The organism is Glutamicibacter sp. BS14 (genome assembly GCF_056934375.1).
In genome coordinates this window covers 410256-434207 of record NZ_CM167801.1, presented here as the reverse complement: position 1 = coordinate 434207, position 23952 = coordinate 410256, and the positions used below count along the sequence as shown (strand labels likewise).

26 protein-coding genes and 1 tRNA gene are annotated in these 23952 nt (G+C 62.3%); 9 read left to right on the top strand and 18 right to left on the bottom strand.

Going from position 1 to position 23952, the window contains the following annotated elements:
- Window positions 1–47: 47 nt before the first annotated feature.
- Both AC1Z36_RS02100 and AC1Z36_RS02095 read right to left on the bottom strand, forming a co-directional pair.
- Entirely contained in the window at window positions 48–392 is a 345-nt protein-coding gene (locus tag AC1Z36_RS02100; RefSeq protein WP_483561954.1) for a helix-turn-helix domain-containing protein, read from the bottom strand.
- A gap of 57 nt (window positions 393–449) precedes the next feature.
- Entirely contained in the window at window positions 450–1667 is a 1218-nt protein-coding gene (locus AC1Z36_RS02095) for an MFS transporter (protein ID WP_286134409.1), read from the bottom strand.
- Between the two features lie 130 nt (window positions 1668–1797).
- On the opposite strand from AC1Z36_RS02095, the gene AC1Z36_RS02090 reads away from it, so the two are divergent.
- Window positions 1798–2307: an amino-acid N-acetyltransferase gene (locus tag AC1Z36_RS02090; RefSeq protein WP_105659010.1), complete on the top strand. Its 510-nt coding sequence runs from the start codon at window positions 1798–1800 to the stop codon at window positions 2305–2307.
- Window positions 2308–2312: 5 nt separating this feature from the next.
- Here AC1Z36_RS02090 and AC1Z36_RS02085 read toward each other — a convergent pair whose 3' ends face one another.
- Entirely contained in the window at window positions 2313–3113 is an 801-nt protein-coding gene (locus tag AC1Z36_RS02085) for a DUF1206 domain-containing protein (RefSeq protein WP_105659009.1), read from the bottom strand.
- Window positions 3114–3177: 64 nt separating this feature from the next.
- Window positions 3178–4086, bottom strand: a complete 909-nt coding sequence (locus tag AC1Z36_RS02080) for an HhH-GPD family protein (protein ID WP_105659008.1) — start codon at window positions 4084–4086, stop codon at window positions 3178–3180.
- A gap of 123 nt (window positions 4087–4209) precedes the next feature.
- Between AC1Z36_RS02080 and AC1Z36_RS02075 the strand changes: the two genes are divergently transcribed.
- Window positions 4210–4827: a hypothetical protein gene (locus AC1Z36_RS02075; protein WP_105659007.1), complete on the top strand. Its 618-nt coding sequence runs from the start codon at window positions 4210–4212 to the stop codon at window positions 4825–4827.
- 6 nt (window positions 4828–4833) lie between these two features.
- On the opposite strand, the gene disA is transcribed toward AC1Z36_RS02075, so the two are convergent.
- From disA to AC1Z36_RS02060, 3 genes are read right to left on the bottom strand one after another with little or no spacing between them, the layout of a single operon-like run.
- Window positions 4834–5907 (bottom strand): DNA integrity scanning diadenylate cyclase DisA, encoded by a 1074-nt coding sequence (disA, locus tag AC1Z36_RS02070; RefSeq protein ID WP_105659006.1) that lies wholly within the window; start codon window positions 5905–5907, stop codon window positions 4834–4836.
- 34 nt (window positions 5908–5941) lie between these two features.
- The gene (radA, locus tag AC1Z36_RS02065) at window positions 5942–7336 is read right to left on the bottom strand and encodes a DNA repair protein RadA (protein ID WP_105659005.1); all 1395 of its coding nucleotides are present in this window, start codon (window positions 7334–7336) and stop codon (window positions 5942–5944) included.
- Between the two features lie 35 nt (window positions 7337–7371).
- Window positions 7372–8400 carry an FUSC family protein gene (locus AC1Z36_RS02060; RefSeq protein WP_483561607.1) on the bottom strand — a complete coding sequence of 343 codons (1029 nt, stop codon included), beginning with the start codon at window positions 8398–8400 and terminating at the stop codon, window positions 7372–7374.
- 326 nt (window positions 8401–8726) lie between these two features.
- Between AC1Z36_RS02060 and pstS the strand changes: the two genes are divergently transcribed.
- The 6 genes from pstS (at window position 8727) to AC1Z36_RS02030 (ending at window position 13728) form a co-directional block, all read left to right on the top strand.
- The gene (gene pstS / locus AC1Z36_RS02055) at window positions 8727–9842 is read left to right on the top strand and encodes a phosphate ABC transporter substrate-binding protein PstS (RefSeq protein WP_105659003.1); all 1116 of its coding nucleotides are present in this window, start codon (window positions 8727–8729) and stop codon (window positions 9840–9842) included.
- A gap of 119 nt (window positions 9843–9961) precedes the next feature.
- Window positions 9962–10897: a phosphate ABC transporter permease subunit PstC gene (gene pstC / locus AC1Z36_RS02050; RefSeq protein ID WP_105659002.1), complete on the top strand. Its 936-nt coding sequence runs from the start codon at window positions 9962–9964 to the stop codon at window positions 10895–10897.
- Complete coding sequence (gene pstA / locus AC1Z36_RS02045; protein ID WP_105659001.1) at window positions 10897–12036, top strand: phosphate ABC transporter permease PstA; 1140 nt, start codon at window positions 10897–10899, stop codon at window positions 12034–12036. The genes pstC and pstA overlap by 1 nt, the downstream gene beginning before the upstream one ends.
- A gap of 47 nt (window positions 12037–12083) precedes the next feature.
- Window positions 12084–12863 (top strand): phosphate ABC transporter ATP-binding protein PstB, encoded by a 780-nt coding sequence (gene pstB, locus AC1Z36_RS02040; protein WP_105659000.1) that lies wholly within the window; start codon window positions 12084–12086, stop codon window positions 12861–12863.
- Window positions 12864–13066: 203 nt separating this feature from the next.
- Window positions 13067–13531: a hypothetical protein gene (locus AC1Z36_RS02035; RefSeq protein ID WP_105658999.1), complete on the top strand. Its 465-nt coding sequence runs from the start codon at window positions 13067–13069 to the stop codon at window positions 13529–13531.
- Window positions 13531–13728 carry a helix-turn-helix transcriptional regulator gene (locus AC1Z36_RS02030; RefSeq protein ID WP_105658998.1) on the top strand — a complete coding sequence of 66 codons (198 nt, stop codon included), beginning with the start codon at window positions 13531–13533 and terminating at the stop codon, window positions 13726–13728. Before AC1Z36_RS02035 ends, AC1Z36_RS02030 begins: the two co-directional genes overlap by 1 nt.
- Here AC1Z36_RS02030 and AC1Z36_RS02025 read toward each other — a convergent pair.
- The 4 genes from AC1Z36_RS02025 to AC1Z36_RS02010 form a co-directional block, all read right to left on the bottom strand.
- Window positions 13725–14753 (bottom strand): inorganic phosphate transporter, encoded by a 1029-nt coding sequence (locus tag AC1Z36_RS02025; protein WP_105658997.1) that lies wholly within the window; start codon window positions 14751–14753, stop codon window positions 13725–13727. The genes AC1Z36_RS02030 and AC1Z36_RS02025 overlap by 4 nt on opposite strands.
- 5 nt (window positions 14754–14758) lie before the next feature.
- On the bottom strand, window positions 14759–15373 hold the full coding sequence (locus tag AC1Z36_RS02020; RefSeq protein WP_286134404.1) for a hypothetical protein: 615 nt from the start codon (window positions 15371–15373) through the stop codon (window positions 14759–14761).
- A gap of 237 nt (window positions 15374–15610) precedes the next feature.
- The gene (locus AC1Z36_RS02015; RefSeq protein ID WP_105662707.1) at window positions 15611–16822 is read right to left on the bottom strand and encodes an MFS transporter; all 1212 of its coding nucleotides are present in this window, start codon (window positions 16820–16822) and stop codon (window positions 15611–15613) included.
- A gap of 63 nt (window positions 16823–16885) precedes the next feature.
- Complete coding sequence (locus tag AC1Z36_RS02010; protein ID WP_105658994.1) at window positions 16886–17551, bottom strand: hypothetical protein; 666 nt, start codon at window positions 17549–17551, stop codon at window positions 16886–16888.
- 160 nt (window positions 17552–17711) lie between these two features.
- On the opposite strand from AC1Z36_RS02010, the gene AC1Z36_RS02005 reads away from it, so the two are divergent.
- Window positions 17712–17784 (top strand) — tRNA-Lys (locus AC1Z36_RS02005).
- Between the two features lie 90 nt (window positions 17785–17874).
- Here the strand turns inward: AC1Z36_RS02005 and AC1Z36_RS02000 are convergent.
- From AC1Z36_RS02000 to AC1Z36_RS01970, 7 genes are all read right to left on the bottom strand, one after another.
- Entirely contained in the window at window positions 17875–18465 is a 591-nt protein-coding gene (locus AC1Z36_RS02000; protein WP_105658993.1) for a dienelactone hydrolase family protein, read from the bottom strand.
- A gap of 18 nt (window positions 18466–18483) precedes the next feature.
- Complete coding sequence (locus AC1Z36_RS01995; RefSeq protein WP_105658992.1) at window positions 18484–18735, bottom strand: hypothetical protein; 252 nt, start codon at window positions 18733–18735, stop codon at window positions 18484–18486.
- A 75-nt stretch (window positions 18736–18810) separates the two neighbouring features.
- Complete coding sequence (locus tag AC1Z36_RS01990) at window positions 18811–20415, bottom strand: ABC-F family ATP-binding cassette domain-containing protein (protein WP_483561606.1); 1605 nt, start codon at window positions 20413–20415, stop codon at window positions 18811–18813.
- Window positions 20416–20627: 212 nt separating this feature from the next.
- The gene (locus tag AC1Z36_RS01985) at window positions 20628–21410 is read right to left on the bottom strand and encodes a CPBP family intramembrane glutamic endopeptidase (protein ID WP_402741984.1); all 783 of its coding nucleotides are present in this window, start codon (window positions 21408–21410) and stop codon (window positions 20628–20630) included.
- 162 nt (window positions 21411–21572) lie between these two features.
- Window positions 21573–22274 carry a demethylmenaquinone methyltransferase gene (locus AC1Z36_RS01980; protein WP_013347526.1) on the bottom strand — a complete coding sequence of 234 codons (702 nt, stop codon included), beginning with the start codon at window positions 22272–22274 and terminating at the stop codon, window positions 21573–21575.
- A 59-nt stretch (window positions 22275–22333) separates the two neighbouring features.
- Complete coding sequence (locus tag AC1Z36_RS01975; RefSeq protein WP_483561605.1) at window positions 22334–23305, bottom strand: SRPBCC family protein; 972 nt, start codon at window positions 23303–23305, stop codon at window positions 22334–22336.
- Window positions 23306–23316: 11 nt separating this feature from the next.
- Window positions 23317–23655: an ArsR/SmtB family transcription factor gene (locus AC1Z36_RS01970; RefSeq protein WP_105658988.1), complete on the bottom strand. Its 339-nt coding sequence runs from the start codon at window positions 23653–23655 to the stop codon at window positions 23317–23319.
- Window positions 23656–23952 lie beyond the last annotated feature (297 nt).

Sequence of the window (23952 nt, the reverse complement as noted above, 5' to 3'; positions counted from 1 at the left end):
GCTCCAGCCTAGGGAGCGCCGACCAGATAGCGCTTCTTCAAAACTGCTCAGAATCTCTCGGGACGCAAAAGGATCTTGGCGATGCAGGCAGGGATCGGCTCGGTGGCTGAATGGTCCCGTTCCCGGTATGACGAGGGAGTTTCGCCGACCACTTCGGTGAAGCGCGTGCTGAAGGAACCCAGAGAGGTCCATCCCACTTGCATGCAAGCATCTGTTACCGAGACCGATGCGCGCAGCAGATGCATGGCGCGCTCGATACGGCGGGTGAGCAAATAGGCATGCGGGGTCTCGCCATAGGCCCGCTTGAACTCCCTGGAAAAATTAGCAGGAGACATGGAAGCACGCTGGGCCAACGCAGGCACATCCAATGGTTCCGCATAGTGCCGGTCCATCAGGTCCCTGGCCCGGCGCAGGTGCGCCAGGGTTTTCAGCGCTTCGGCATCCACCGGCTAGCCCCGGTTCCTGGCTCGCAGGACAAGGAATGCACCCAGCACCGTTGAGCACAGGTAGATCCCGGTGACGGTGATCCAGCCCGCGGTGAAGCCACCGGCCGAGCCGACCAGCAGGCCCATGGCCAAGGGCCCCACGGTGAAACCGCCAAACTGGCCCGCCGAGACGATTCCGCTGGCACTTCCCAGGCGGCTTGCGGGGATCACCCGCAGCAAGCCCGCCATCAGCACTACCGAAACTCCCAGGGCCGAGGCGCCGTGCAGGCAGACCGCTAGCCAGAGCAAGGCCACCGAGTGCAGCTGCTGGGCCATCAGGAAGCTGGCACCGCCCGCAGTGGCCAGCGACGCCAGCAGCAGCAAGAGCTTAGGAGCTGATACGCCGCGTGACATCATCTGCCCCCATCCGACGCGGGCGGAAACGCCAATGACGCCAGCGACCGCGGCGGTCAGGCCGCCAGCGACCAAGGAGAAGTCCAGCTCGCGGACCGCAAAGAGCGCCAGGTAGACGTTGGTCGCCTGTACGCCGACACCGTTGATGAAACCGAATAGGGCCAGCGCAAAAATGACGAACTTCGTGGAGGGGGTGGCCGCAGCCACCGGCTGGCTCGCGCCCGTTGCCGCCTTCTGCGGGGCAGGCGCGGCGAGCATGGGGGTTGCGCGGATAACCCGTACAGCGATCACCGCGAGGACCGCGGCGAGCACGGCGCCGGCCAGCGATGCTCCGTTCCAGCCAATGAATGCAGCCAGCAGCGGGAACCCCACGCTGCCTACGAGCTGTGAAACCTGCACGCCAGACTGCTTGATGCCGGTCCACGTGATGCGCTGGGCACTAGGGACGCGCTGGGCCAGAATGCGGTTGGTGACCCCGTTGGGGAATGACTGGGCGAAGCCGGCCAAACCGGAAGCCGCCAGGAGCAAGACGTAGCCTGCGGGAATGGCTGCCAAGCCCAGCGCGACCGCCGTCGTGCCGAAGATCAGCAGGACCAGCCTGGTATCCGGTTGCCTGTCGGAGAACTTCCCGAAGACGGCGTTACCCAGTGCGGCGCAGCCGAAGCACACTGTCGCCAACAGGCCGAACTGGGATTCGGTGATTCCCAAATCCCTGATGACCAGGTCGCTGGTGGCGTTCAACCCGTAATTAAGCAGGGGAGCGATGCCGACGGCGGATAGGAGGATGGCAAGCAACCCGAATCCGGGGCGTGCTGTTCTAGCTGGCATCCTCATCCTTGCTCCAGTGCGACTTCAATGTTCAAGTTTATCTTGGCACACCGTGTTGCGGGATGTTCCTTCAATGACATATCCGGCATCTGCTTCGATTCTGCAAACGGTGGGGCATAGGATTTAGAACGTGAACTCTTTTACCGTCCGCTCAGCCAGAACCAGTGATGTCAACGCTATCCGCAATCTTGTGCGCCCGTTGGCCGAGGAACGGATCCTGCTGGATAAGGAAGCGGTCACCTACTACGAGTCCATCCAGGAATTCCTGGTCGCCGAGGACGCGGACGGCAATGTTGTCGGCTGCGGCGGTTTGCACGTCATCTGGGAAGACATCGCCGAAATCCGTACCTTGGCGACCTCGGGCGAGCTGCGTGGCAAGGGCGTAGGCCATGTCCTGCTCTCCGAACTCTTGGAACGTGCCCGGGAAGTCGGGGTTGGCCGCGTCTTCTGCCTGACCTTCGAAGTGGATTTCTTCATACGCCAAGGCTTCAAGGTGATGGCTGACCAGAGCGCCGTGGATCCAGCGGTATACCAGGAGATCCTGCTCTCCCGGGATGAAGGCGTTGCTGAATTCCTGGACCTCGCCCGCGTGAAGCCGAATACCTTGGGCAACACCCGGATGATCATTACGCTGGACTGATACTTCTAGTCCATCCGGTCGTAGCGCGCACGGAATACCAGGTACAGCGCGTAGCAAACCAGGCCCGCACCGATAGCAACCAGGGCAACCGGCCCAAACGGCTGATCCTGGATGGCCTTCAGCGCGCCATCGATGCCGCTGGCCTCTTCCGGGTCGCGCTGTACCGTGGCCACGATGAAGAGCAGGCCCACGGCACCGAGGACTACGCCTTTGGCAGGATAGCCCAGCATGCCCGAGTACTTGATCGCGCGCGATACCTCGGTATTTCCGGAACCGGAGAGATCCTTCAAGAACTTCCGGGTGGCACCCTTGTAGATGTAGTAGCCGGCCATGGCCAGCAGCCCCAGGCCCAAGGCGATCAGCAACCCCCGGCCAAGTCCGGTCTTCATCATTTCTCCGCTGAAGCTGGTGGCAGTCTTTCCCGAATCACTGGGAATTCCCACCGCAAACCGCCCAAAGGTGAAGCCGACAGCCAAGAAGGACACCGAGATGGCCGCGGACTTGAGCCTGCCCTTCAGCTCGTTTTCGGGCAAGAAGGCCTGCGCCAAGGACCATAGGCCCAGCAATAGTGCGCCGATTGCGCAGATCCACAGCAAGACCATGCCGAAAGGCTGCTCTGCCAAGGCGCCCATGGCTCCGCCCTGATCGGCTTCCGCCTTGCCGCCGGCAGCGACGAAAGCTGCGAGGATTCCCACGGTTGCGTGAAGTACGCCGTTGGCGACGTATCCCAGGCGTGCGGCGCGTTCGAACCATGGGTGCTTGGCTACGTGGCGAACAGCAGCGGCCGGATCAACTGAAGCGTTCATGGGCTAAGCATAGGTAGGCATCAGGGCATAAAGCTAGCCGCTTCTGGCTCGTTCCGGGCCGATGCTACGAAGGCAGGCGGATTCCATCTTCTTCGGCGATCGCCAGGCCATCTTTGAGCAGCCCGGCCAGTGCCCGTTCACGCTGCTCCAATGGTGATTGCAATTGGTCAAGCGCCACATACCTTGCATGCGATTCATGGGACAGCTCGGCCAGGAAGGACTGCTCTGGCACCGCCTGCTCATGCTCGCGCAGGATCGCCATGATGGCGCCGCGGACCTGCCGGTCCGTACCCTTCCAAGCTTGTCCCTTCGGGATGTAGTGCGGGGCCGGCTGCCCCTGGGCAATCCATGCGCACTGCTGGAAGACCGGGCATTGCTCGCACTTCGGGCTGCGAGCGGTGCACACCAGGGCACCGAGTTCCATTACCGAAATATTCCACAGATTCGCTGCCTGATGATCCTCGGGCTGGACTTCTGCAGCCCGGGCGAATTCACTGGCACGCGGGCTTGGCTCGGGCAATGCCATGCCGCCAAAGAGCCGTGCATGCACGCGGCGAATGTTCGTGTCCACGACAACGGTGCGCTCGCCGAAGGCAAAGCAGGCAATGGCGGCCGCGGTGTAGGAGCCGATGCCCGGCAAGGCCAGGAGCTCGGCTTCGGTGCGCGGGACTTCGCCGTTGTACTCGGTGGTGATCTCCACGGCGGCGGCATGCAAGCGCTGCGCGCGCCGCGGATAGCCCAGCCGTCCCCACGCTTTCAGTGCTTCGGACAGCGGTTCCGCAGCCAGATCCTGCGGCCGTGGCCAGCGGCGCATCCATTCTTCCCAAACCGGCAAGACACGAACTACCGGAGTCTGCTGGAGCATGAACTCGCTGACCATGACTTCCCAGCCGCTCACTCCGGGGCGTCGCCAAGGCAGGTCGCGGGCGTTCTCTAGGTACCAGGTGTTGATGGTGTTGTGGATTTGCTGCACCCCACCACTCTAAGCCAGCGCACCGTCCGCCCGGAATCAGCGGGAATGGATTGCAGAACGTGATTTGCCCTGGATCCTACGCCATTACCGGCTTCGGGCAGGCAAATGAATTAGCCTTAAGCCATGAGCAACGCATCAGGGGGGAAACCATCGGCCAGCGTCTACCGGCGCAGGCGGATCACCGTGGCAGTACTTGCCCTGGTGCTCGTCGGCCTGCTTGTCTGGGGCGTCGTTGCGCTGGCCGGATTGTTCTCCCCTGATGAGAAGAAAACTGCAGGCAATGAGCCAAGCGCCCAGCAAACCCAGTCGGTTCCTTCGCCATCGCCAGAGCCGGAAGACGACGAAGCTGCGGCCAAGAAGTGCAAGAGCGACGAGGTCGAGATTACTGCGACTACCGATGCGAAAAGCTACGCCTCGGACAAGAAGCCGACCTTGCTGCTGGGCATCGAAAATGTTTCCAAGCGCGAATGCGAATTGAACGTCGGAACCACGCAGCAGGAGTTCCTGGTTTCCAGCGGCGCGGACCGCATCTTCTCCACCATCGATTGCCTGGATGGCGCAGAAGATGTGAACCTGGCCTTCAAGCCGGGGCAGAAGGAGAACGCGCGCTTCACCTGGAACCGCGAGCGTTCGGCTCCCGGGTGCAAGTCGGTCAGCGTGCAGCCGCGTCCGGGAACCTACAAGTTCACCGCCGCTATCGGCGACTTCGTTTCGGAGCCGGTCACCTTCACCTTGGAGTGAAAACGCCTAGATGTAGCGATCCAGCAACGAGGATTCGGCCATGCGGGCCAGCCCTTCCCGGATGGAGCGTGCACGCTGCTCGCCGACGCCCTCGATTTCCATGAGCTGGCTGGTGGACGCTGCCATGAGCAGCTGCAAGTTATCGAAGGACGCCACCAGGCGGTCCCCGACCAGCTTGGGCACCGTGCGGATCTGCGAAAGCAGGCGGTAGCCCTTCGGGGTCAGCTGGTCGTCTTGGCCAATGGTGGAGTGCGGGAACAGGATCTTGGTCAGGCCATCAAGCTCAATGAGCTGGGCATCGGAAACTTCATGCAGCGTCTCCAGGGCACGCTCGATATCCAGCTCCTGGCCTTCAGCGTCGGAATAGTCCCGCAGGAGCAACTGGTTATCCGCCTGGATGCCGGAGAGCAATTCCGCATGCTGGGCCGCCAGCAGGCGCCCATCGATGCCCAGCTCCAGCACGTAGCGGGAGATTTCTTCGCTGGTACGGCGCAGCATCTCGGTGCGCTGCAAGACAGCGAGCACTTCCCGCGCGGTGGCGACATCTTCAATTTCCGCAGCTGACAGGGCGCTGGTGACCTGGTCCAGGCGGTGGCGGTACCGTTCCAAGGTAGCAATAGCCTGGTTGCCGCGGGCCAGCAGGCGCTCGGCTGGCTCGAGCACATGGCGCTCGCCGTCGGCATAGAGGGTGATGGTCTGCATGGACTGCGAAACCGAAATCGTCGGGAACCCGGTTTGCGCGGCTACGCGTTCTGCCGTGCGGTGGCGGGTGCCGGACTCCTGGGTTTCAATCTGCGCATCCGGCATCAGCTGCACGCCGGCCTGCTGGATCTGGCGTCCTGTGCCGTCCAGAATGATCGCGCCGTCCATCTTGGCCAGTTCGCGGATGCGTGTAGGCGTGTATTCGGTGTTGATCCTGAAGCCGCCGGAGCTGATCGACTCCACGAGCCTGTCATGGCCCAGCACTATGAGAGCGCCAGTACGGCCGCGCTGGATCCGTTCAAGACCCTGGGCGAGCTCGGTACCCGGGGCAATCTGGGCCAGAACGGCAAGGAATCCGGGGGTTGGGTGCGCTTTCAACTTGCGTCCTTTCGGCGGGCAGCAACAATCAAGTTTATCCTGCGGGCTTCTGTCGCTGGTTAAACGCAATATCCAGCGCCTGCGCGATGTTCTCCACCTGGAATACGCGGATGCCCTCGGGGATATTCTTCAACGGTTCCGGGGTGGCCGGAGCCATCGCGAAAGAGAAGCCCAGACGCTGCGCCTCGGTGATGCGCCGCGAGATTTCCGGTACTTGCCGAACTTCGCCGGCCAAGCCGACTTCGCCGAAGGCCACGAAGTCCTGCGGCAGCGGGAACTCATTCATCGAAGAAGCCAATGCCAGCGCGCAGGCCAGATCCGAGGCGGGTTCGGCAATTTTCACGCCACCCACGGTGGCGATATACGAGTCCATGGACGACAGATCCATATGCGCGCGGGCCTGCAGCACCGCCACAACCATTTGCGCCCGCGCGGCATCCAAGCCACTGGTGGCCCGGCGGGCAGCAGGGGCATTGCTGCGCGAGAGCAAGGTCTGCACCTCGGCAACCAGCGGCCGGCGGCCCTCCATCGTGACGGTGATGCAGGTGCCCGGCACCGGGGTGCGGGTTCGGGTGACGAAAAGCTTGGAAGGATCGGTCAGCGATTCAATGCCGTCTTCATTCAAATCGAAGCAGCCCACCTCGTCGGTGGCTCCGTAGCGGTTCTTCAGCGCGCGCAGGATGCGCAACCGCGAATGCTTCTCGCCATCGAACTGGCAGACCACGTCCACCAGGTGCTCGAGCAGCCGTGGGCCGGCGACCGAACCTTCCTTGGTCACGTGGCCGACCATGATGGTGGACATGGCTCGGGTCTTGGCCGCGTTGATGATCGAGGCAGCGACTTCGCGCACCTGGGAAACGCCGCCGGCAGCGCCGTCCACCTCTGCCGAGGAGAAGGTCTGCACCGAGTCCAGGATCAGCAGCTGCGGATCGATCTCCTGGATCTGGCCCAAGGCCAGAGCCAGGTCGGTTTCGGCGGCCAGGAACAGCGTATCGGCGATGGCGTTGATGCGTTCGGCGCGGGACTTTACCTGCGCGGCGGACTCTTCACCGGTTAGATAGAGCACGCGCAAGCCGGTTTGCGCGGCTTTCGCGGCAACGTCCAAGAGCAGCGTGGACTTGCCCACGCCAGGTTCGCCGGCCAGCAGGATCGCAGCTGCCGGAACCAGGCCGCCACCGAGCACGCGGTCAAGTTCGGAGACGCCACTGGGGCGGAAGGCCGCTTCGGAGCCGTCAATCTGCGCGATCGGCTTGGCTGGGTGGGCCACCTTGGCCGCGGCTACGGTACGGGCGGAGACGACACCCACTTCTTCGACAGTGCCCCAGGCCTGGCATTCGCCGCAGCGGCCCACCCACTTAATCGTGGTCCACCCGCATTCAGAGCATTTGAACGATGCGGAAGACTTGCTGCGAGTGGAGGTTTTGGCCATGGCTCAATGCTATCGAGCTATGCGGACATTTTCGTTCAGGACAGCTTGGGCAGCACTTCGATGGCTTCTTCGTGTTCGCGGCCTGCCGCTTCGAGCAGATCCACCACCATCGGGCGCAGCAGCAAGACCAGGCCTTCGCCCTGGAGCCCCTCAACTCCCAGGGCGCGCGGATCCAGCTGGGCGGCGACGCCTTCGAGCTGCAGCTGGGCGGCCTTCTCGTATTTGCGTTGGCCAGCCACCGTGGTTTCGCGCACCGAGTGCGCCAAGGTGTTGACCGCCTCGGATAGCTCGCGCATCAGGGGAGCCAAGGTTTGCGCGCCTTCCGGGTTCAGTGCGCTGTTGCTGAGCACGGAAGCAAGGCGCCGGGCGAAGACCCGCGAGTTGCGGGCGGCCCAGTCGTAGTGGTTGAAACGCTTGGATAGCCGGTTCAGTTCATGGCGGTGGCGACGCCCGGTGGGGGAAATCGTTGCGATTTCCTTCGAAGCGCGGAAGGCGGCTGGCAGCATATCCAGGTACTTCTGGGTTCCGCGAGCCTTGATCAGTGCGTGGAAGGCTGCGCGCCGGTCATCGTCGCGGATGGCCCAGGCGCATTCCAAAAGCGCTTCGGAGAGCTCCTTGAACAGATCCGATAACGCGGACACCGGGCTGCGCCGCGGGTCGGTAGGCCAGAAAATAATCACCAGCAGGGCAAGCAGGGACCCGGTCAGGGCATCGACGGAACGGGCAAATGGCCCATCCGCGCTGATGGGCAGCAGCACTACCAGTGCCGATTGCATGCCCAGCTGGGTGGAGAAGATGGCACCGGAATCCAAATAGCGGGCAATGACCAGACTCAGCGACATCACCAGTGCGGCCTGCCAGATCCCCTGCCCGAACCAGTGCATGAGGGTATCGCCCAGCGCCACCCCCAGGGTGCACCCCAGGGCGACTTCGGCGGTTTTGCGCACGGTGGTGGAGGCGCCGAAGCCCAGGGAAACCAGCGCGCTGGTGGCTGCGAAAATCGGTTGGGAATGTCCCCAGATGCTTTCGGCGATCCAAAAGGCTCCGATTGCGCCAAGCGTCATGCGCAGGATTCTAGGCAGGGAGTTGCGCGAGCGTATCAGCCCAGCGCGATTGCGCTGCGCTATGAATCCGAATAGATGCGCTGGCATGCGCTTCACTTTCCGCCCAGTTGCCATGGCTTCAGTCTTCCACGTGTTCGGCGGCAGGTGGCAGAAGCTGCCGGGATATTGCGCTGGTGAGCAGGATCACTTGGCTTCAGGTATGTTGTTAACCTTATGTTCACCTTTGCCGGGGGAGCTGGTTACTTTCGATCTTTAACGTCGTAGATGAAGCGGGAAGACGCCGCTGAAGGTTTTACATCGATCTACCAACATGGGGAGTAAATCTCGTGAAGCTCAATCGCTTTGGCAGCGCAGCTGCTGTTCTTTCCGTAGCGGCACTCGCGCTGACCGCTTGCGGCTCGGATAACCCAACCGCCGCAGCAGGTTCTGAAGGTGCCGAGGCGTCGGCAGCATCCGGTGTCACCGGAACCCTGACCGGCATCGGCGCATCCAGCCAGAACTCGGCCATGGAAGCATGGACCACCGGCTTCAAGACCGCCAACCCGGAAGCCAACGTGCAGTACTCGCCAGATGGCTCCGGCGCAGGCCGCGAAGCATTCCTGGCAGGTGGCGCGCAGTTCGCCGGCTCGGATGCATACCTGAAGGAAGACGAAGCCGAAAAGGCCAAGGAAGTTTGCGGCCCAGAAGGCGCATTCAACATCCCGGCCTACGTTTCGCCGATCGCGATCGCTTTCAACCTCGAAGGCGTTGAAGAGATCAACATGGACGCAGCCACCATCGCCAAGGTGTTCAAGAAGGAAATCACCAAGTGGAACGATGAGGCTATCGCCAAGCAGAACGAAGGCGTTGAACTCCCGGACACCGCAATCACCGTGGTGCACCGCAATGATGAGTCCGGTACCACCGAGAACTTCGTCGAGTACCTGAAGGCCGCAGCGGCTGACGTTTGGAGCTACGATGTTTCCGGCGACTGGCCAAGCGACATCCAGTCGGAGAATGCCAAGGGCACCTCTGGCGTGGTTTCGACCACCACCTCCACCAACGGCGCAATCACCTACGCCGACTTCTCCGCAGTGGGCGGCCTGTCCACCGTGAACGTGAAGGTCGGCGAGGAATACACCAAGATTTCTGCTGAAGCAGCTGCCAAGGCCCTGGAGACCGCAACCCCAGTTGAAGGCGCAGCCGAGAACGACCTGGCTCTGGACCTGGAGCGCGACACCACCGAAGCGGGCACCTACCCAATCGTCCTGGTTTCGTACCACATCTTCTGCAGCAGCTACAAGGACCAGGCAACAGCCGATCTGGTCAAGGCCTTCGGCAACTACGTCATCTCCGAAGATGGCCAGAAGACCGCGCAGGCTTCGGCAGGCAACGCCCCGATCTCGGCAGCCATTGCCGAGAAGGCAAAGAAGTCGATCGACGGCATCACCGTCGCCGAGTAGTACCCCGCCGGGCAACCGGCACCAGGTGCGGGTGGACGAACTCACCCACCCGCACCAGCAGTACCCCTCCACCCCCGCAGTGAAAACTGCACCACCCCCGTTTCGTAAAGGCTCTAGCCATGACTACCAATGCTTTGACAAGCAAGTCATCGACTTCCGGCCGCGCTGGTGACAAGATCTTCTCCGGTGCCGCCCTGGGCGCCGGTGTCCTGATCCTGATCACGCTCTTCGCGGTCGCGGTCTTCTTGCTGATCCAAGCCCTGCCGACGTTCTTCGCCGATCCGGCGGAGATTTCCGGCGGCGCAGGATTCTTCGCTTACATCTGGCCGATTGTTATCGGCACCGTGATCGCAGCGGCTATCGCGCTGCTGATCGCCACCCCGATCGGCATCGGCGTGGCGCTGTTCATCTCGCACTTCGCTCCACGCAAGGTCGCAGGCCCGCTGGGCTACCTGATCGATCTGCTCGCCGCGATCCCCTCGGTGATCTACGGCGCGTGGGGCTACATGGTGCTCGCTCCGGCTCTGGTTCCAGGCTACGAATGGCTGGCCAAGAATCTGGGCTTCATCCCCATCTTCGAAGGCCCCGCCAGCCAGACCGGCAAGACCATGCTCACCGCCGGCATCGTGCTGGCCGTGATGGTGCTGCCGATCATCACCTCGCTGAGCCGCGAGATCTTCTTGCAGACTCCCAAGCTGCACGAGGAAGCCGCGCTGGCACTGGGCGCAACCCGCTGGGAAATGATCACCACCGCGGTGATCCCGTTCGCCCGTCCGGGCATCATTTCCGCCGTCATGCTGGGTCTGGGCCGCGCCTTGGGCGAGACCATGGCCGTTGCGCTGGTGCTCTCCACCGGCAACCTGATCCCATCGCTGATCAAGACCGGCAACCAGACTATCGCCGCGGAAATCGCCTTGAACTTCCCTGAGGCCTTCGGCCTGCGCCTGGCAGAGCTGATCGCCGCCGGCCTGGTCCTGTTCCTGATCACCCTGGTCGTGAACATGATCGCTCGTGGAATCATCGCCCGCCACAAGGAATTCTCGGGAGCTAACTGATGAGCACCATGACTACTAACCAGAGCAACAGGCCCGGGGCCCCGACTCCACCGGTGCGCAAGCGCAACTCCTTGGCCAAGGGCAAGCTGCCGAAGTGGGCCATCTGGGCGATCGCCGCAGGCGCCATCATTGTCGGCGCGGCAGCGTCCACGCTGACCGGCTTCAACGTTGCCTCCTTCGCCATCTACTCGGCGCTCATCTTCCTGGTGGCCGCCTCCGTGATCACCACCGCAGCTGAAGGCAAGCGCCGCGGCAAGAACGCGATGTGGACCTACCTGATCTACGCGGCGTTCATCGTCGCCGTAATCCCGCTGGTATCCGTGCTCTATACGGTGCTGGAAAAGGGCATGCCGGGCCTGAATAGCCACTTCCTGTTCAGCTCCATGAACGGCGTGACCGGCGCGGTGGACAATGAATCCGTCGCCAATGGCACCCCGGTAGTCGGCGGCGCGTACCACGCGGTGATGGGCACCTTGCTGATCACCCTGTGGGCCACCTTGATCTCCGTTCCGGTGGGCATGCTGACCGCTGTCTACCTGGTGGAATACGGGCAGGGCAAGGCGCTGTCCAAGGCGATCACCTTCTTCGTCGACGTGATGACCGGCATCCCTTCGATCGTTGCCGGCCTGTTCGCAGCGGCCTTCTTCGGCATGATCCTGGGTCCGAACGCCCGCATGGGCATCGTCGCGGCGGTCGCGTTGAGCGTGCTGATGATCCCAACGGTGGTCCGCTCCACCGAGGAAATGCTCAAGATCGTTCCCAACGAACTGCGTGAAGCTTCCTTCGCGCTGGGCGTGCGCCGCTGGCGCACCATCTTGAAGGTCGTCATCCCGACCGCGATCTCCGGCATCGCCTCGGGCGTCACCCTGGCCATCGCCCGCGTGATCGGCGAGACCGCGCCAATCCTGGTCACCGCAGGCATCGCAAGCCAGATCAACATGAACGTCTTCGCAAACTGGATGTCCACGCTGCCGACGTTCATCTACTACCAGATCCTGACTCCGACCAGCCCGACGAACATCGACCCGTCGGTGCAGCGCGCCTGGGCTGCTGCCCTGCTGCTGATCTTCATGGTCATGGCTTTGAACCTCATCGCCCGCCTGGTCGCTTCGATCTTCGCCCCAAAGAAGGGCCGTTGAGCTAAGGCTCCGGTCCGGACAAACCCGAACTTTTCAAGGATTACATCATGGCAAAACGCATTGACGTCAACGACCTGAACGTCTACTACTCCAAGTTCCTCGCCGTTGAAGGCGTCTCGATCAACATCGAGCCGAAGTCCGTCACCGCTTTCATCGGCCCCTCGGGCTGCGGCAAGTCCACCTTCCTGCGCACCCTGAACCGCATGCACGAGGTCATCCCGGGCGGCCGCGTCGAGGGCCAGGTCCTGCTGGACGGCGATGACCTGTACGGCGCCGGCGTCGACCCGGTCACCGTGCGCAGCCAGATCGGCATGGTCTTCCAGCGTCCGAATCCGTTCCCGACCATGTCCATCAAGGACAACGTGCTCGCCGGAGTGAAGCTGAACGGCCAGCGGATTTCCAAGTCCGATGCCGATGCCCTGGTCGAGAAGTCGCTACGCGGCGCCAACTTGTGGAACGAAGTCAAGGATCGCCTGGACAAGCCGGGCTCGGGACTCTCCGGCGGCCAGCAGCAGCGCCTGTGCATCGCCCGCACCATTGCGGTCAAGCCGGACGTGATCCTGATGGATGAGCCTTGCTCGGCATTGGACCCGATCTCCACCCTGGCTATCGAGGACCTGATCAACGAGCTGAAGAACGACTACACCGTAGTGATCGTGACCCACAATATGCAGCAGGCCGCACGCGTGAGCGACAAGACCGCGTTCTTCAACATTGCGGGCACCGGCAAGCCGGGCAAGCTCATCGAGTACAACGACACTGCAGCCATCTTCTCCAACCCGGAGCAGAAGGCCACCGAGGATTACGTCTCCGGACGCTTCGGATAAAGATTTCGGATACCGCCGCTCCTTGAGCCGGCGGTAGACGGACCGGAAGGGGGGTCTTCCGGGGATCCTGGAGGGGATCACCGCCAGCGGCGCACCGATTACGGTGCGCCGCTGCACTTTAACTATTCATGTAAAGCACCCTTGACTGTAAAGCACGCTTGTCAGTAAAGTGTGGTTTACATCAATAGGGATAGGGGACAACGATGGATTCAAAAGCAGTTGGCCAGAGCAAATGGGGCCGTTCGCGCTTCGGTGGCGGGTCGGGCGCCCTGATTGCCGTCAGCCTCAGCGCAGGGGCAGTGCTTTCAGCCGGTGCAGGTGTGCTCTTCGCCCGGCTGAACGCCCCGGAGCATTTCGTCTTGGCAGCGTTGCTCATGGCCGCTGGCTTGCTGCCGGTGCTTTCTACAGCTTGCTGGGCGTTGCTGCTGGATCGCGACACCCTGCGCGGTGCCACAAGGAACCCCGAGATATCGGTGGAGAGCCAGTGGTATGACCGAGCTGCCATCGGAGTGTTCCAGGATTTGCTGTTAGTTTGCGGCCTCGGTGGTGCAGTGTTTTCGTTCATTCAGATCCAAGCATCACTTGGCCTCGTTCTGGCTGGTGTCGTGCTGCTGGCGTTGCTTGACTTCGGAATCCGCTATTTCATCATTAAGCGGGCAGAAAGCTAGTGGAGAACAATCTCAGTGCATACCGCAGGGAACGCGGGTTCTCCCAGCAAGCATTGGCCGACCTGCTGGGCGTCTCCCGGCAGACCGTCATCTCGCTTGAAAAAGGCCGCTACGACCCGTCCCTGCCGCTGGCATTCAAGCTCTCGGCGGTCTTCGGCTGCAAGATCGAAGACCTCTTCATTCCGGGCGAAGACTAGGCGTTGCCCAGCAGCGGGTGCACCGCCAGGGTGAGAATCGCGCCGCAGGCAACGCAGGCAATCGGGGTCAGCACCCAGTGCAGCAGCACCTTGGTGACATTGCGCCACACCACCGATTCGAAAGACTGGTTATTGCCGGCACCGACGATGCCGCTGGTTACCGCCTGCGTGGTGGACAGCGGCAGGTGCAAGACGAGCGAGCCGAGGAACAGCATTGCCGCGGCTACGCCCTGGGCGATCATGCCGCGCAGCGGATCGAAGTTCACCAGCCGGCGGCCGAGCGTATAGGTGATGCGCCATCCGCCCAGGAGCACGCCAAGCCCCAGTGCCGAGGCCGCGGCCAGCTGGATAGCCCATGTCACGGGCCCCGGGTCCATTGCATGACCGGTGATCAGCACCAGTGCGATCATCGCGCCGGTGCGCTGGCCATCTTGCAGCCCCAGTCCCAGAGCCACGGCGCAGGCGGTGATGGCCTGGCCTGCGCGCGAGCCGTTGTTGACCGAACGCGAGGAGTTGTGGCGCATCAGCCAGGTCGCCGGAATCACCAGCGCATAGGACAACAGGTAGGCGATGACCGGGGTGATCAGCATGGGCAGCAGCACCGAGCCGAGCAGCAGACCCCAGGCCCCGGACATCGACAGGTCGCCCATGAAAGCCGAGGCGCCGCTGGCGCCCACCAAGCCGGAGAACAGCGCATGGGTGGAACTGACCGGCAGGCCGCGCCACCAGCAATACAGGCCCCACGCGCCGGCGGTCAGCAGGCCGCAGATCAGCAGCTTCAATCCGACGACGCCATCGGGGAGATTGAAGTTCAGCTTGTCCACCAGCGCCACGCTCAGCCCCGAGGTCGCCAAGGTGCCGAGGAAGGCGAATACCGCCGCCACAGAGACCGCAATGGCCGGGCGCAGCGCCCTGGTGCGGACGGAGGCCGCAACGGCCGTAGAGGAATCCCTGAAGCCGTTGAGCACGCCATAGCCCAGGGTCAGGACGATCGCGAATCCGGTGAGGACCGAAAGGATGGTCATTTCCCCTAGGACTCCTTCACCAGCACGCGACCCAGGTGGTCGGCGAACTGGCGCAGGGTGTTGGCGGTAAGCATCAGGTGGTCGGCCACGCGCTGGTGGCGGTGGATGGTCCCTGGCTTGGCGAACTTCGCGATCTCATTGACCCACACCAGGTGGGTTCGGGCCGCGCGCTTGGAGAACTGCAGCATCTGCAGCCAGTTGTCTTCCAGGTCATCGAGGTTATGCAGGCGCTGGACCGAATCGGAGGCCAGCTCGGCCAGCTGCGAAATGAGTTCAAGCTGCTCCGAGGAACGCTCGGAAAGCGGGGTGGAGCCAACGGTCATGATCAGTTCGCCGGTGCCGCGCAGCTGTTCCATGGTTTCGTGCAGCAAGCGCGAAAGCGTGTACATGTCTTCGCGGGGAAGCGGGCTGATATAGCTGGTTCGCAGGTGGGTGAGCACCGCGTGCACCAGATCGGAGGCCTCGGCTTCCGCGGAGGCCAGATCCCGCAGCTGGTCCGCACGGGTATCGGGTGAGCCGATCATCTCGGCGACATTGGCAACGGAGGTGCGAATGGTCGTCGTCAACCCGCACAGCAACTCGATGCCGCGCGAGGCGGAGGGAAAGATCTGGAACTTCACTTTACGGCGCACCATTCGATTCGACGGCTATTGGTACCAACGCAGAACAGTTTACGACGTGGAAGTTAACACCGGGTATTTGAAGGTGCCGGACCGGGAACGCCTCTCGGCGGAAGGCCGCTCGAAGCGGCAGAATTTTGGAGCCCGGGGTTACCAGCGGCCCGGCACCGTTACCTAGTGTTCTCGCCCTACCGGTGTGCTGTCAACCGCAGGGCGGCGCTCGTGCGTTTTCTCACGCTAGCGGCGCACGCTCTTCTCCGCTCCGCTCAGGCAGAGCAGCGCGCAGCAGAACCAGATCGCTCCCGCCGGCCCCAAACCCGCGGCGACCGTACTCGAGATGATCGGCAAAGCTACTTGTCCGACCCGGTTTCCCATGAGCCGCACGGCCAATGCGGCACCGCGGTCCACCGCCGGTACCGAGGTGGAAATCATGGTCATGGTCATCGGCTGGCCCAGGCCCAGGAAGAAGCCGCCGACCAGCAACGCGGCCCCGGAGGCCCACAGCGAATCGATGAAGATCGGGGCCAGCGCGATGGCTATGCCCGAAATGTACAAACTGGTGACTAGCAGGTGGTTGCGTTCGAAGTGGGCCGAGAGCTTGGGGATGAACAGCCGGGAAACTACCGAAGCGAAACCTCGAATGGCCAAAAGCACACCAACATCTTCGGGTGTGACGCCATGTTTCTCCGCCACCAGCGGCAAGAAGGCCGTGAGGATGTCCAGCATGGCCAGCAAGGTCATCGAGGCGAACATGTGCGAAGCCATGCCCTTGATGCGCAAGACCGAGGGAATGGAGGCTTCGGACTTCGCCGGGCGGGTTTGCGGCGCCGTCTTGGAAATCCTCGGCTGCCAGCTCGGAAGCAAGAAGGGGACAGCTAGCAGTGAGCACCCGGCCGCAATCCACAGCGACAGGCTGATGCCGGCGATGCGCTCAGGGGAGGCGGCATCGGTACCGGAGCCGAGCACCAATCCGCCAATCAGCGGCCCGATGAATTGCCCAGCCGCGTAGGCGGCCGTGAACCAGCCAAAGCCCTTGTCCAGATCGCTGTCGGGGAAGAACCGGGCGATGGAAGATTGCCCGCCAATGGTAAACATCAGATGCCCGAGCCCGAGCACGGCACTGGCCAGCGCCACGGTCAAGGCATTCGGGGAGAAATTGATGCCGATGCCGCCCGCGGCCAGCAAGGCCACGCCGGCAACCATCAGGAACCGGATCCTGCGGATCCGCGAACTGGCCCGGCCCAGCATCATTGCGGTGAACAGCGGGAGGATGGCATAGGCGGCGGTCACCACGCCGACGGTGAACTCGCCGGAGCCAAAAGAGATGAGCTTATAGGTGGTCACCGGACGAATGAGGTTCAGCGCCGTTTGGGAAAGCAACGCCGTTGCGATCAGGATCAGCAACCAGCGTACGAGCCCTGAAGAGTTGGTCCTCGATGCGGCGCCCACACCCACCTGCCTAAAATTGAGGGGCAACTTCCTCAACCCATCCTAAGGGCGCGGGATCATGTTTCAGTCCAATGCGTCCTGGCGCCAAAGCCGGGCGCAGGCTTCCAGATCCACGGCGGTGCCCATCAGGGCCTTGGCCTGCTGGGTCAGCTTGGTTCCCCGATCGCTGCTGGAAAAATCCGCGGCATCGGCATGCTCGGTCATGCCCAGCGCCAGTACCCGGCAATAGGCGGCGGTGCGTTCCAAGGCGTGGGCGAAGTCGCCGTCGAAGGCGCCGGAGAGAATCGACCCGGTCATCTTCTTCATCTCCTCGGCGGTCGGCGGCTCGGCCACTCCGGCGACGATGCGTTCGACCTGGGCACGATGGGCTCCAGCCTGGAAGCGTGCAGAATGCACCTCGGGCTTGCTCATTGTTGCCGCGCGAACCGCATACAAGCGCCACAGGGCACCTGGCAGGGAGCGGGCCGGAGCCTCGCTCCACAGCTGCGCGAGCACCTCCAGCCCTTCTTCTTCGGCCACCGCAATCAGCCGGCGTGAAACTTCGGGGTCGTTGTTGGCAATGCCGCGCTGCACGAAAGCCTGGGCGGACAGATGGGCTGCCTCGGATACGCGTGCCGGATCAGCGCCTCCCTCGTAGGGCTCGAAATCTGCCGGGGCGAAGGGGCGTGGTTTGTGATGGCGGAATCCCGCATCCTGGGCAACTTTTGATCCTGCACGTGCACCTCTCATGCGCTCCAGAATACTCGCTGATCCTGAGTTCTGCGCCAACAAGTGATTTAGCTTGCAAACCCCAAGATCCAGCGGAAATTACGGGCTGCCGAATTGCGGAATACGCCGATTAATACTCATGCCGGTCCATCAGGTAGTATGGATTTTGGCCTTGTGCCGTGCGCCTTTAGCTCAGCTGGTAGAGCACTGGACTTTTAATCCATTGGTCGCGGGTTCGATCCCCGCAGGGCGCACAAAATGAAACCGGACCCGGCTTGCTAACGCAAGCCGGGTCCGGTTTTTCGATTTATTGTCCGGCATGGAACCAGCGGACTGCCCTCGTGCTAGACGTAGGGCTGAAGGAACTTGACCATGCGTTCCATCACCAACGCGCGAGCTTCTGGATCATGCGAGCGAAGCGAGCTGTCGGTGAACAGGTGCTGCTTGCCAGGGTAGGTGAAGAGCTGGGCGATATCGCCGCCCTCTGCTTCAACGAAGCGCTGAGCTGCCTCCAGGTCGCCTTCCTTCGCGAAGAACGGGTCCTGGTCCATGCCATGGATCTGCACCGGGACATTTTCCGGCCACGGCCCGAAGCTCCAGTCGGCGTCCAGATCCACGAAGGATTCGAGCAGGATCGCGGCGATGGCGCCGGGACGTTGCTGCGCGCACTGCTGGGCCAGGGCCGCGCCCCAGGAAGTGCCGATGTAGACCAGCTCTTCGGGCAGTTTGCCAAATAGCTTGTCGACGCGTTCCTGGATCTTGTCCGCGGTCAGCTTGCCTGCCATGCGCATCCCGGCATCGAAATCCTTGGGCAGCTTGCCGGCGTACAGATCCAGTGCGTGCACGGTGTGGCCAGCGGCGCGCAATTCTGCGGCCATCTCCTGCACCCCGGGGGTCAGGCCCTGGACGTGATGGAAAAGAACAATCGTAGCCATGGGTGCTCCTAGCGGTTTCTAGCGTTCGTCGACCAGGTTCTCGATGCGCTGCGGCAAGTGCTCAATGGCCATGTCCCAGCCGGGCATCTGGCTATTGATCTCCACGCTGTACCCCTCGACCAGCATGAATTCTGCGCAGGTGAGGATTTCCTGGCCGGAACCGGTTTCATAGATGAAGGCACGTTTGATGTCCTGCCAGAGCAGGGTTGCGGACTGGTCGATCACGAGGCCGCTCTTGACGACTTCGACGGTGCGCTGGGGGTAGGACATACTCAACTTGCTTTCGGGGTCCTTGGCGGTGTGCTTTGAACAAGTCTAAACCGGCAGCACACCGCCGTGGGGTTATCAAACTGGATTCGGGTAGGACTTCGCCAAGGTTCCCTGCGCATCCAGCTCCAGCAAATAGTCCAGATCCAGCTGCGACAGGAAATGCTGATCGTGGCTGACTACCAGCAACGCACCCTTATAGGCGCCCAGTGCTTCACTGAGCTGGCGCACGCTGTCCATATCCAGATTATTCGTCGGCTCATCGAGGATGAGCAGCTGCGCGGCTGGTTCTGCCAGCAGCAACGTCGCCAGATGGACCCGGAAACGCTCGCCGCCGGACAGCGCCGCCACTGGCCGGTCGGCGCTGGCCCCGCGCAGCAGCAACCGGGCAAGCATATTGCGCACGTCGTTCGCGGTTGCTGCTGGCGCCACCAGCGCCACGTTCTGGATCGCGCTTAGTTGGCCATCCAGGCCGTCCAGGCGCTGGGGCAGGTACCCGACCCGGTCCACGAAGAGCGTTCCGCCCGGTCCGGGGCCGGGATCTTCGCCGGCGAGCATCTGCTGGAGCAGCCGGGTCTTCCCGGAACCATTGGGGCCGACAAGGCCCACGCGTTCGGCTCCCTGGATGATGAACTGGTGATCTTCTGCACCTAGCGCCGCGACCTGCTTGCCCGAGGGCAACCGGGGATCGGGCAGCTCGATGCTGATGTGCTCGGCCTGCCGAACCCGCCGATCGGCATCGTCGAGCCTGGCCTGGGCCGAATCGACCTTGCCATCCAGGTTTGAACGCATCTTCCCGGCGTTCGCCTCGGATTTCTGGCGAAGGTGGTTGGCCAGGATCTTCGGCATGCCTCCGGAAAGCTGGGTGGCCCGACCCTTGCGCTTGGCCCGCGCCAACTTCGTTTCGGCCTCTGCCCGTTGGCGCTTTTCCACTTTCAGGGAGGCCTGGGCAGTTCTGGCTGCCTGCTCGGCCGCCTGCTGCTCGGTTTCAAGCTGCTCGCGGTATGAGCTGTAGGGCCCTCCGAAAACGCTGAGCTTCCCGTCGTAGAGCTCCACCGTATGCTCCATGAGCTCGAGCAGCTCGATATCGTGGCTCACCACAACCAGCGTGCCCTTCCAGGCACGTACAAGGTCGTAGAGCAATTCACGGGCAGGGCGATCGAGGTTATTCGTCGGCTCGTCGAGCAGCGTGATCGGCGAATCGGCCAGTCGCAGGCCCAGTACCGCCAGTAGCATGACCTCCCCACCCGATAAGGTGGTGATTTGGCGGCCCAGATCCAGCCCGTCGAAGCCCAGCGGCGCCAGTTCAGCTCGAACCCGGGCTTCGGCATCCCAGTTCGCGCCCACCGCATCGAAATCCGCTGGGTCGACACTGCCGGACTCGATAGCTTCCAAAGCCGCCAGGACCTGATGCGCCCCCAGCAGCTGGGCGACGGTCGTGTCCTGTTCCAGAGCCAGCGTTTGCGGCAGGTAGCTCAGCGGTGCGTTCGTTTCTGCCGTTCCGCTCGTTGGGCGCAGCTGCCCAGCGATCAGCTTCAGCAACGTCGATTTGCCGCTGCCGTTGGCGCCGATCAACCCGGTCCGCCCGGATGGAAACGTGCCGTCCAGATTGGCCAGGGCGCTTTCTCCCGTGGGCCAGGAAAAGCTGAGGTTGTTCAGGGTAATTGGTGGTGTCAAAGACATGCAGGTCCTCCCGCGAATGCGAAGGGGCTGCCGGCTTGGGGGATCGCAGAATTGGCTCAACCCCGCAGGGGAGCCGGAAAGGAAAAGGATACCGAAGCCGGTAGCCGAAATGAACAAGATGCACCGTTGGGAATCGATGCGGGGTCATCGGCTGGCTCAGTAGGTATCCATGCCAACGAGTGTAGCAGGGGGGAATTGGGGTGTTAACCCCCTCAGTACAAGAAGATCGGGAGCCATTCCCGGTTGTGCGCGTGGACCAGCGCGAGGAACAGGACGAAGTCGAAGATCAGATGCACGCTAACTACATAGGACAAGGACTTGGTCAGCTTGAAGGTATACCCCTGCAGCAGGGCGAAGGGAAAGGTCAGCAACGGCCCCCAGGATTGGTAGCCGATCTCCCACAGGAAGGAGGAGAAGATCACCGCTTGCAGGAGGTTGGCCTGCCAGTCCGGGAAATGCTGGCGCAGCAATGCGAATGCCGTGCAGATGAAGAACAGCTCGTCCCAGATGCCCACCGAATTAACTCCGAGGAAGAGCCGCCAGAAGATGACTGGGTCCGAGGCATCCGGCCAGTTCTGGTAGGCGCCGGTGCTGATCAGGTACACCGGGAGGATGAAGAAGCCCAGCGCCACCACCCCCAGCAAGTACAGCTTCGCTGCCAGCGGCCACTTGAGGCCGGTGTTCACCGGGAACTTGATGATCTGCTCGCGCAAGGCGAAGCGCGAGATCAGCCAGGGCAGCAGGACTGCCGCGGCCAGCGCTGCGCCCATCAGCGCCATGTGGCCCAGGTCCAGATCGGCGTTGAGCGGAACCAGGCTGATGATCACCAGCCCTGCAGCGATCAATGCCAGATGCCGAGCGAGCCTGCGCTGGATGACCGCTGCGCACAGCAGGCTCAGCGCCAGCAGGCCGTAGCCCAACAGGTCGTTTTCGGCGCCGAAGAGGAACACTGCGGAACCCGAGAGCAGGGAGGCTGGCAGCAGCTTCCAGCTCATCGCGGGGCGGTGCGATTCGGTTGGTATCTGGCTCACGGACACAAGCATGCCAGCTGGGCCGGCAGAAAGACACAGCCCGCCGCCGCGGAACCAGTGCTTTAAAGCTTCTGGCCCGCATCCGTCATTTCGGCTGCGGGCCAGAAGGAAAATTCTGGAGAAGTGCTACTTCCAGGCGCGGTGCACGGCGACGATGCCACCGGTCAGGTTGCGGTATTCCACGTTCTTCCAGCCAACGTTGACGAACTTGGCACCCAGTTCGTCCTGGTCTGGCCAAGCTGCAATGGATTCAGCCAAGTAGGCGTAAGCGGTCGGGTTAGGGGAAACCAGATAGCCCAGCGCAGGAATGGCGCGCGGCAGGAACTGCTTGTAGGCCGTCTTGATCGGGGCGACGGTCGGAGTGGAGAACTCGGCGACGACGATCCGTCCGCCGGGCTTGGCCACGCGGCGCATTTCGGACAGGGCCTTCTCGGTATCCGCGATATTGCGCAGACCGTAGGAGATGGTCACTGCATCGAAGGTGTTGTCTTCGAACGGCAGGTCGGTTCCGTCTCCGTAGACGAAGTTCAGCTGCGGGTAGCGCTTGCGACCCTCATCGAGCATGCCGTGGGACATGTCGCAAGCGGTGACGTCAGCGCCGGCTTCCGCGAGCGGGACCGAGGAGGTGCCGGTGCCTGCGGCGAGGTCGAGAATGCGCTCGCCGGGCTTTGGCGCGATCGCTTCGGTGGTGATCTTGCGCCAGTAGTTCACGATGCCGCCGGTCATCAAGGTATTGAGCAAGTCGTAGCGAGGAGCCAGCTTGTCAAACATTTCCTGAACCTGATCGGCCTTCTTGTCCAGGCCTGCGCGCGCATTCTGAGAACTCATGGGTCTAAGTCTTCCATATTTGCGCGCGCCAAGGCGCCGGATGTGGGGCGAATCGCCCTTTAGAGAATCGATTCGAGCCGGGCGTAGCTGGCCTCCATCCCGTCGATCATTCCGGTGGCGAGCACCATGTCGCGGGTTTGCGCATCTGGGTAGGTGATCAGGATCGTCAGCAGGGTGCCGCCCTGGTTGGATGTCAGCGTTAATTCATTCACCGTGGCCGGGTAATCGGTGCCGATCATTTGCTCCGTGGTCCGCTCGTAGGACTGGGGCAGCGTTTCAAGTACGGTTCCAGTGAAACCGAAACCGGAGCCGTCATCGGCAGATAGCGGTTCCCACCAGTACCGGTAGGTCTCGCCGGCCTCTTGCGCCGTCACGCATTCAGCCAACTGCCATCCGTCGGGGCCGAGCATCCAACGCTTCATGAGTCGCTGGTCATGGTGGGCCTGCCAGACTTGCTCCATTGACCCGCGAACCAAGCGGGTAATGCGCACCTGGGTGTCCGACAGGATCTGTGCGTCGGTGATGAAATCTTCGGCATAATTGCGCAGGTCGATGAGGACTTGCTCGATCTGGCTCATGGCCGAGCGGGTGCCATCGATCATGCCCATGGAGACGACTTGTTCCAGCTCCTCAACGGAATCGAAAACTGCTGTAATCGTCAGTTTTGATCCTTCAGGCGTCGGGTCGAAGGAGAAAACCATGCGGTTGAGGGGCAGGTCGGGGTTCGGAGTGCCGTCGGCGTGCGCAAAGCCGTCGCTGACCTCAAAGAATTTGTGCTCGACGACTTCATTCCAGATCCAGTAACCGTGGAATTCTTCGCCTTCGGGAGAAGTCATGTGGTAGTTCGAGCGTCCACCAGGGGTGGCATCGTGCCGGGTGAAAGTTGCCGGGTATTCCACCGGCCCCCAGAATTTTTCAAGTTGCCGGGCGTCCAGGTAAGCATCCCACAGGCGGGAAACCTTGACCGGAAATTCTGCGTGGACAGTCAGTGAGAGTGCTTCGGAATCTTTGACAACGGATGTGACAGGCATGGGAATGCTCCTTATTTGTCCCCATCGGCGAGGAAATCATCGAGCCGGCTGATGCGTTGGCGCCAGATGTCTTCGAGGGAAGAGAGTAGCTCTTGCGCGTGCCGGATGGTATCCGGCTGCCCGCGAACTATGCGTTCGCGACCACGTGCGATTTTTGTGACCAGACCAGCGGATTCCAATGCCGCGACGTGCTTCTGAACTGCCGCAAAAGACATGTCATAGCTTGCAGCAATTTCCGAAACGCTCACCTCGGCGTTTAGCGTCCGCCGCACGATGTCTCGTCGTGTGGCATCTGCCAAGGCGCGGAAGACCTTGTTTGCCTGTTCTTCGCTCAACTCATATACAACCATTTGGTTGTATGTTACGCCCGGAATGGGCTGGAAGTAAAGAGGTGGATCAAAACTTTTGGAGGTAGTGTACTTATCCCCTATATAATCGACATTGTATAGGTGATATGTCACCTGCGAATTTTAGCCTTGGGATTGCGCGCCGCGGGGCCGCCCCCATGCCACTCGCGAGCAGCCGTTCCCATGTCGGGAACAGGGTGCTGATGCGCATCGTGCGCGGATTTCCGATTTGCCGAACCCGAGGCGGTGGCCGATGCGATCGCATCCCTTGCCTCGGCGAGGCGTCGGGCATGAGCGGAG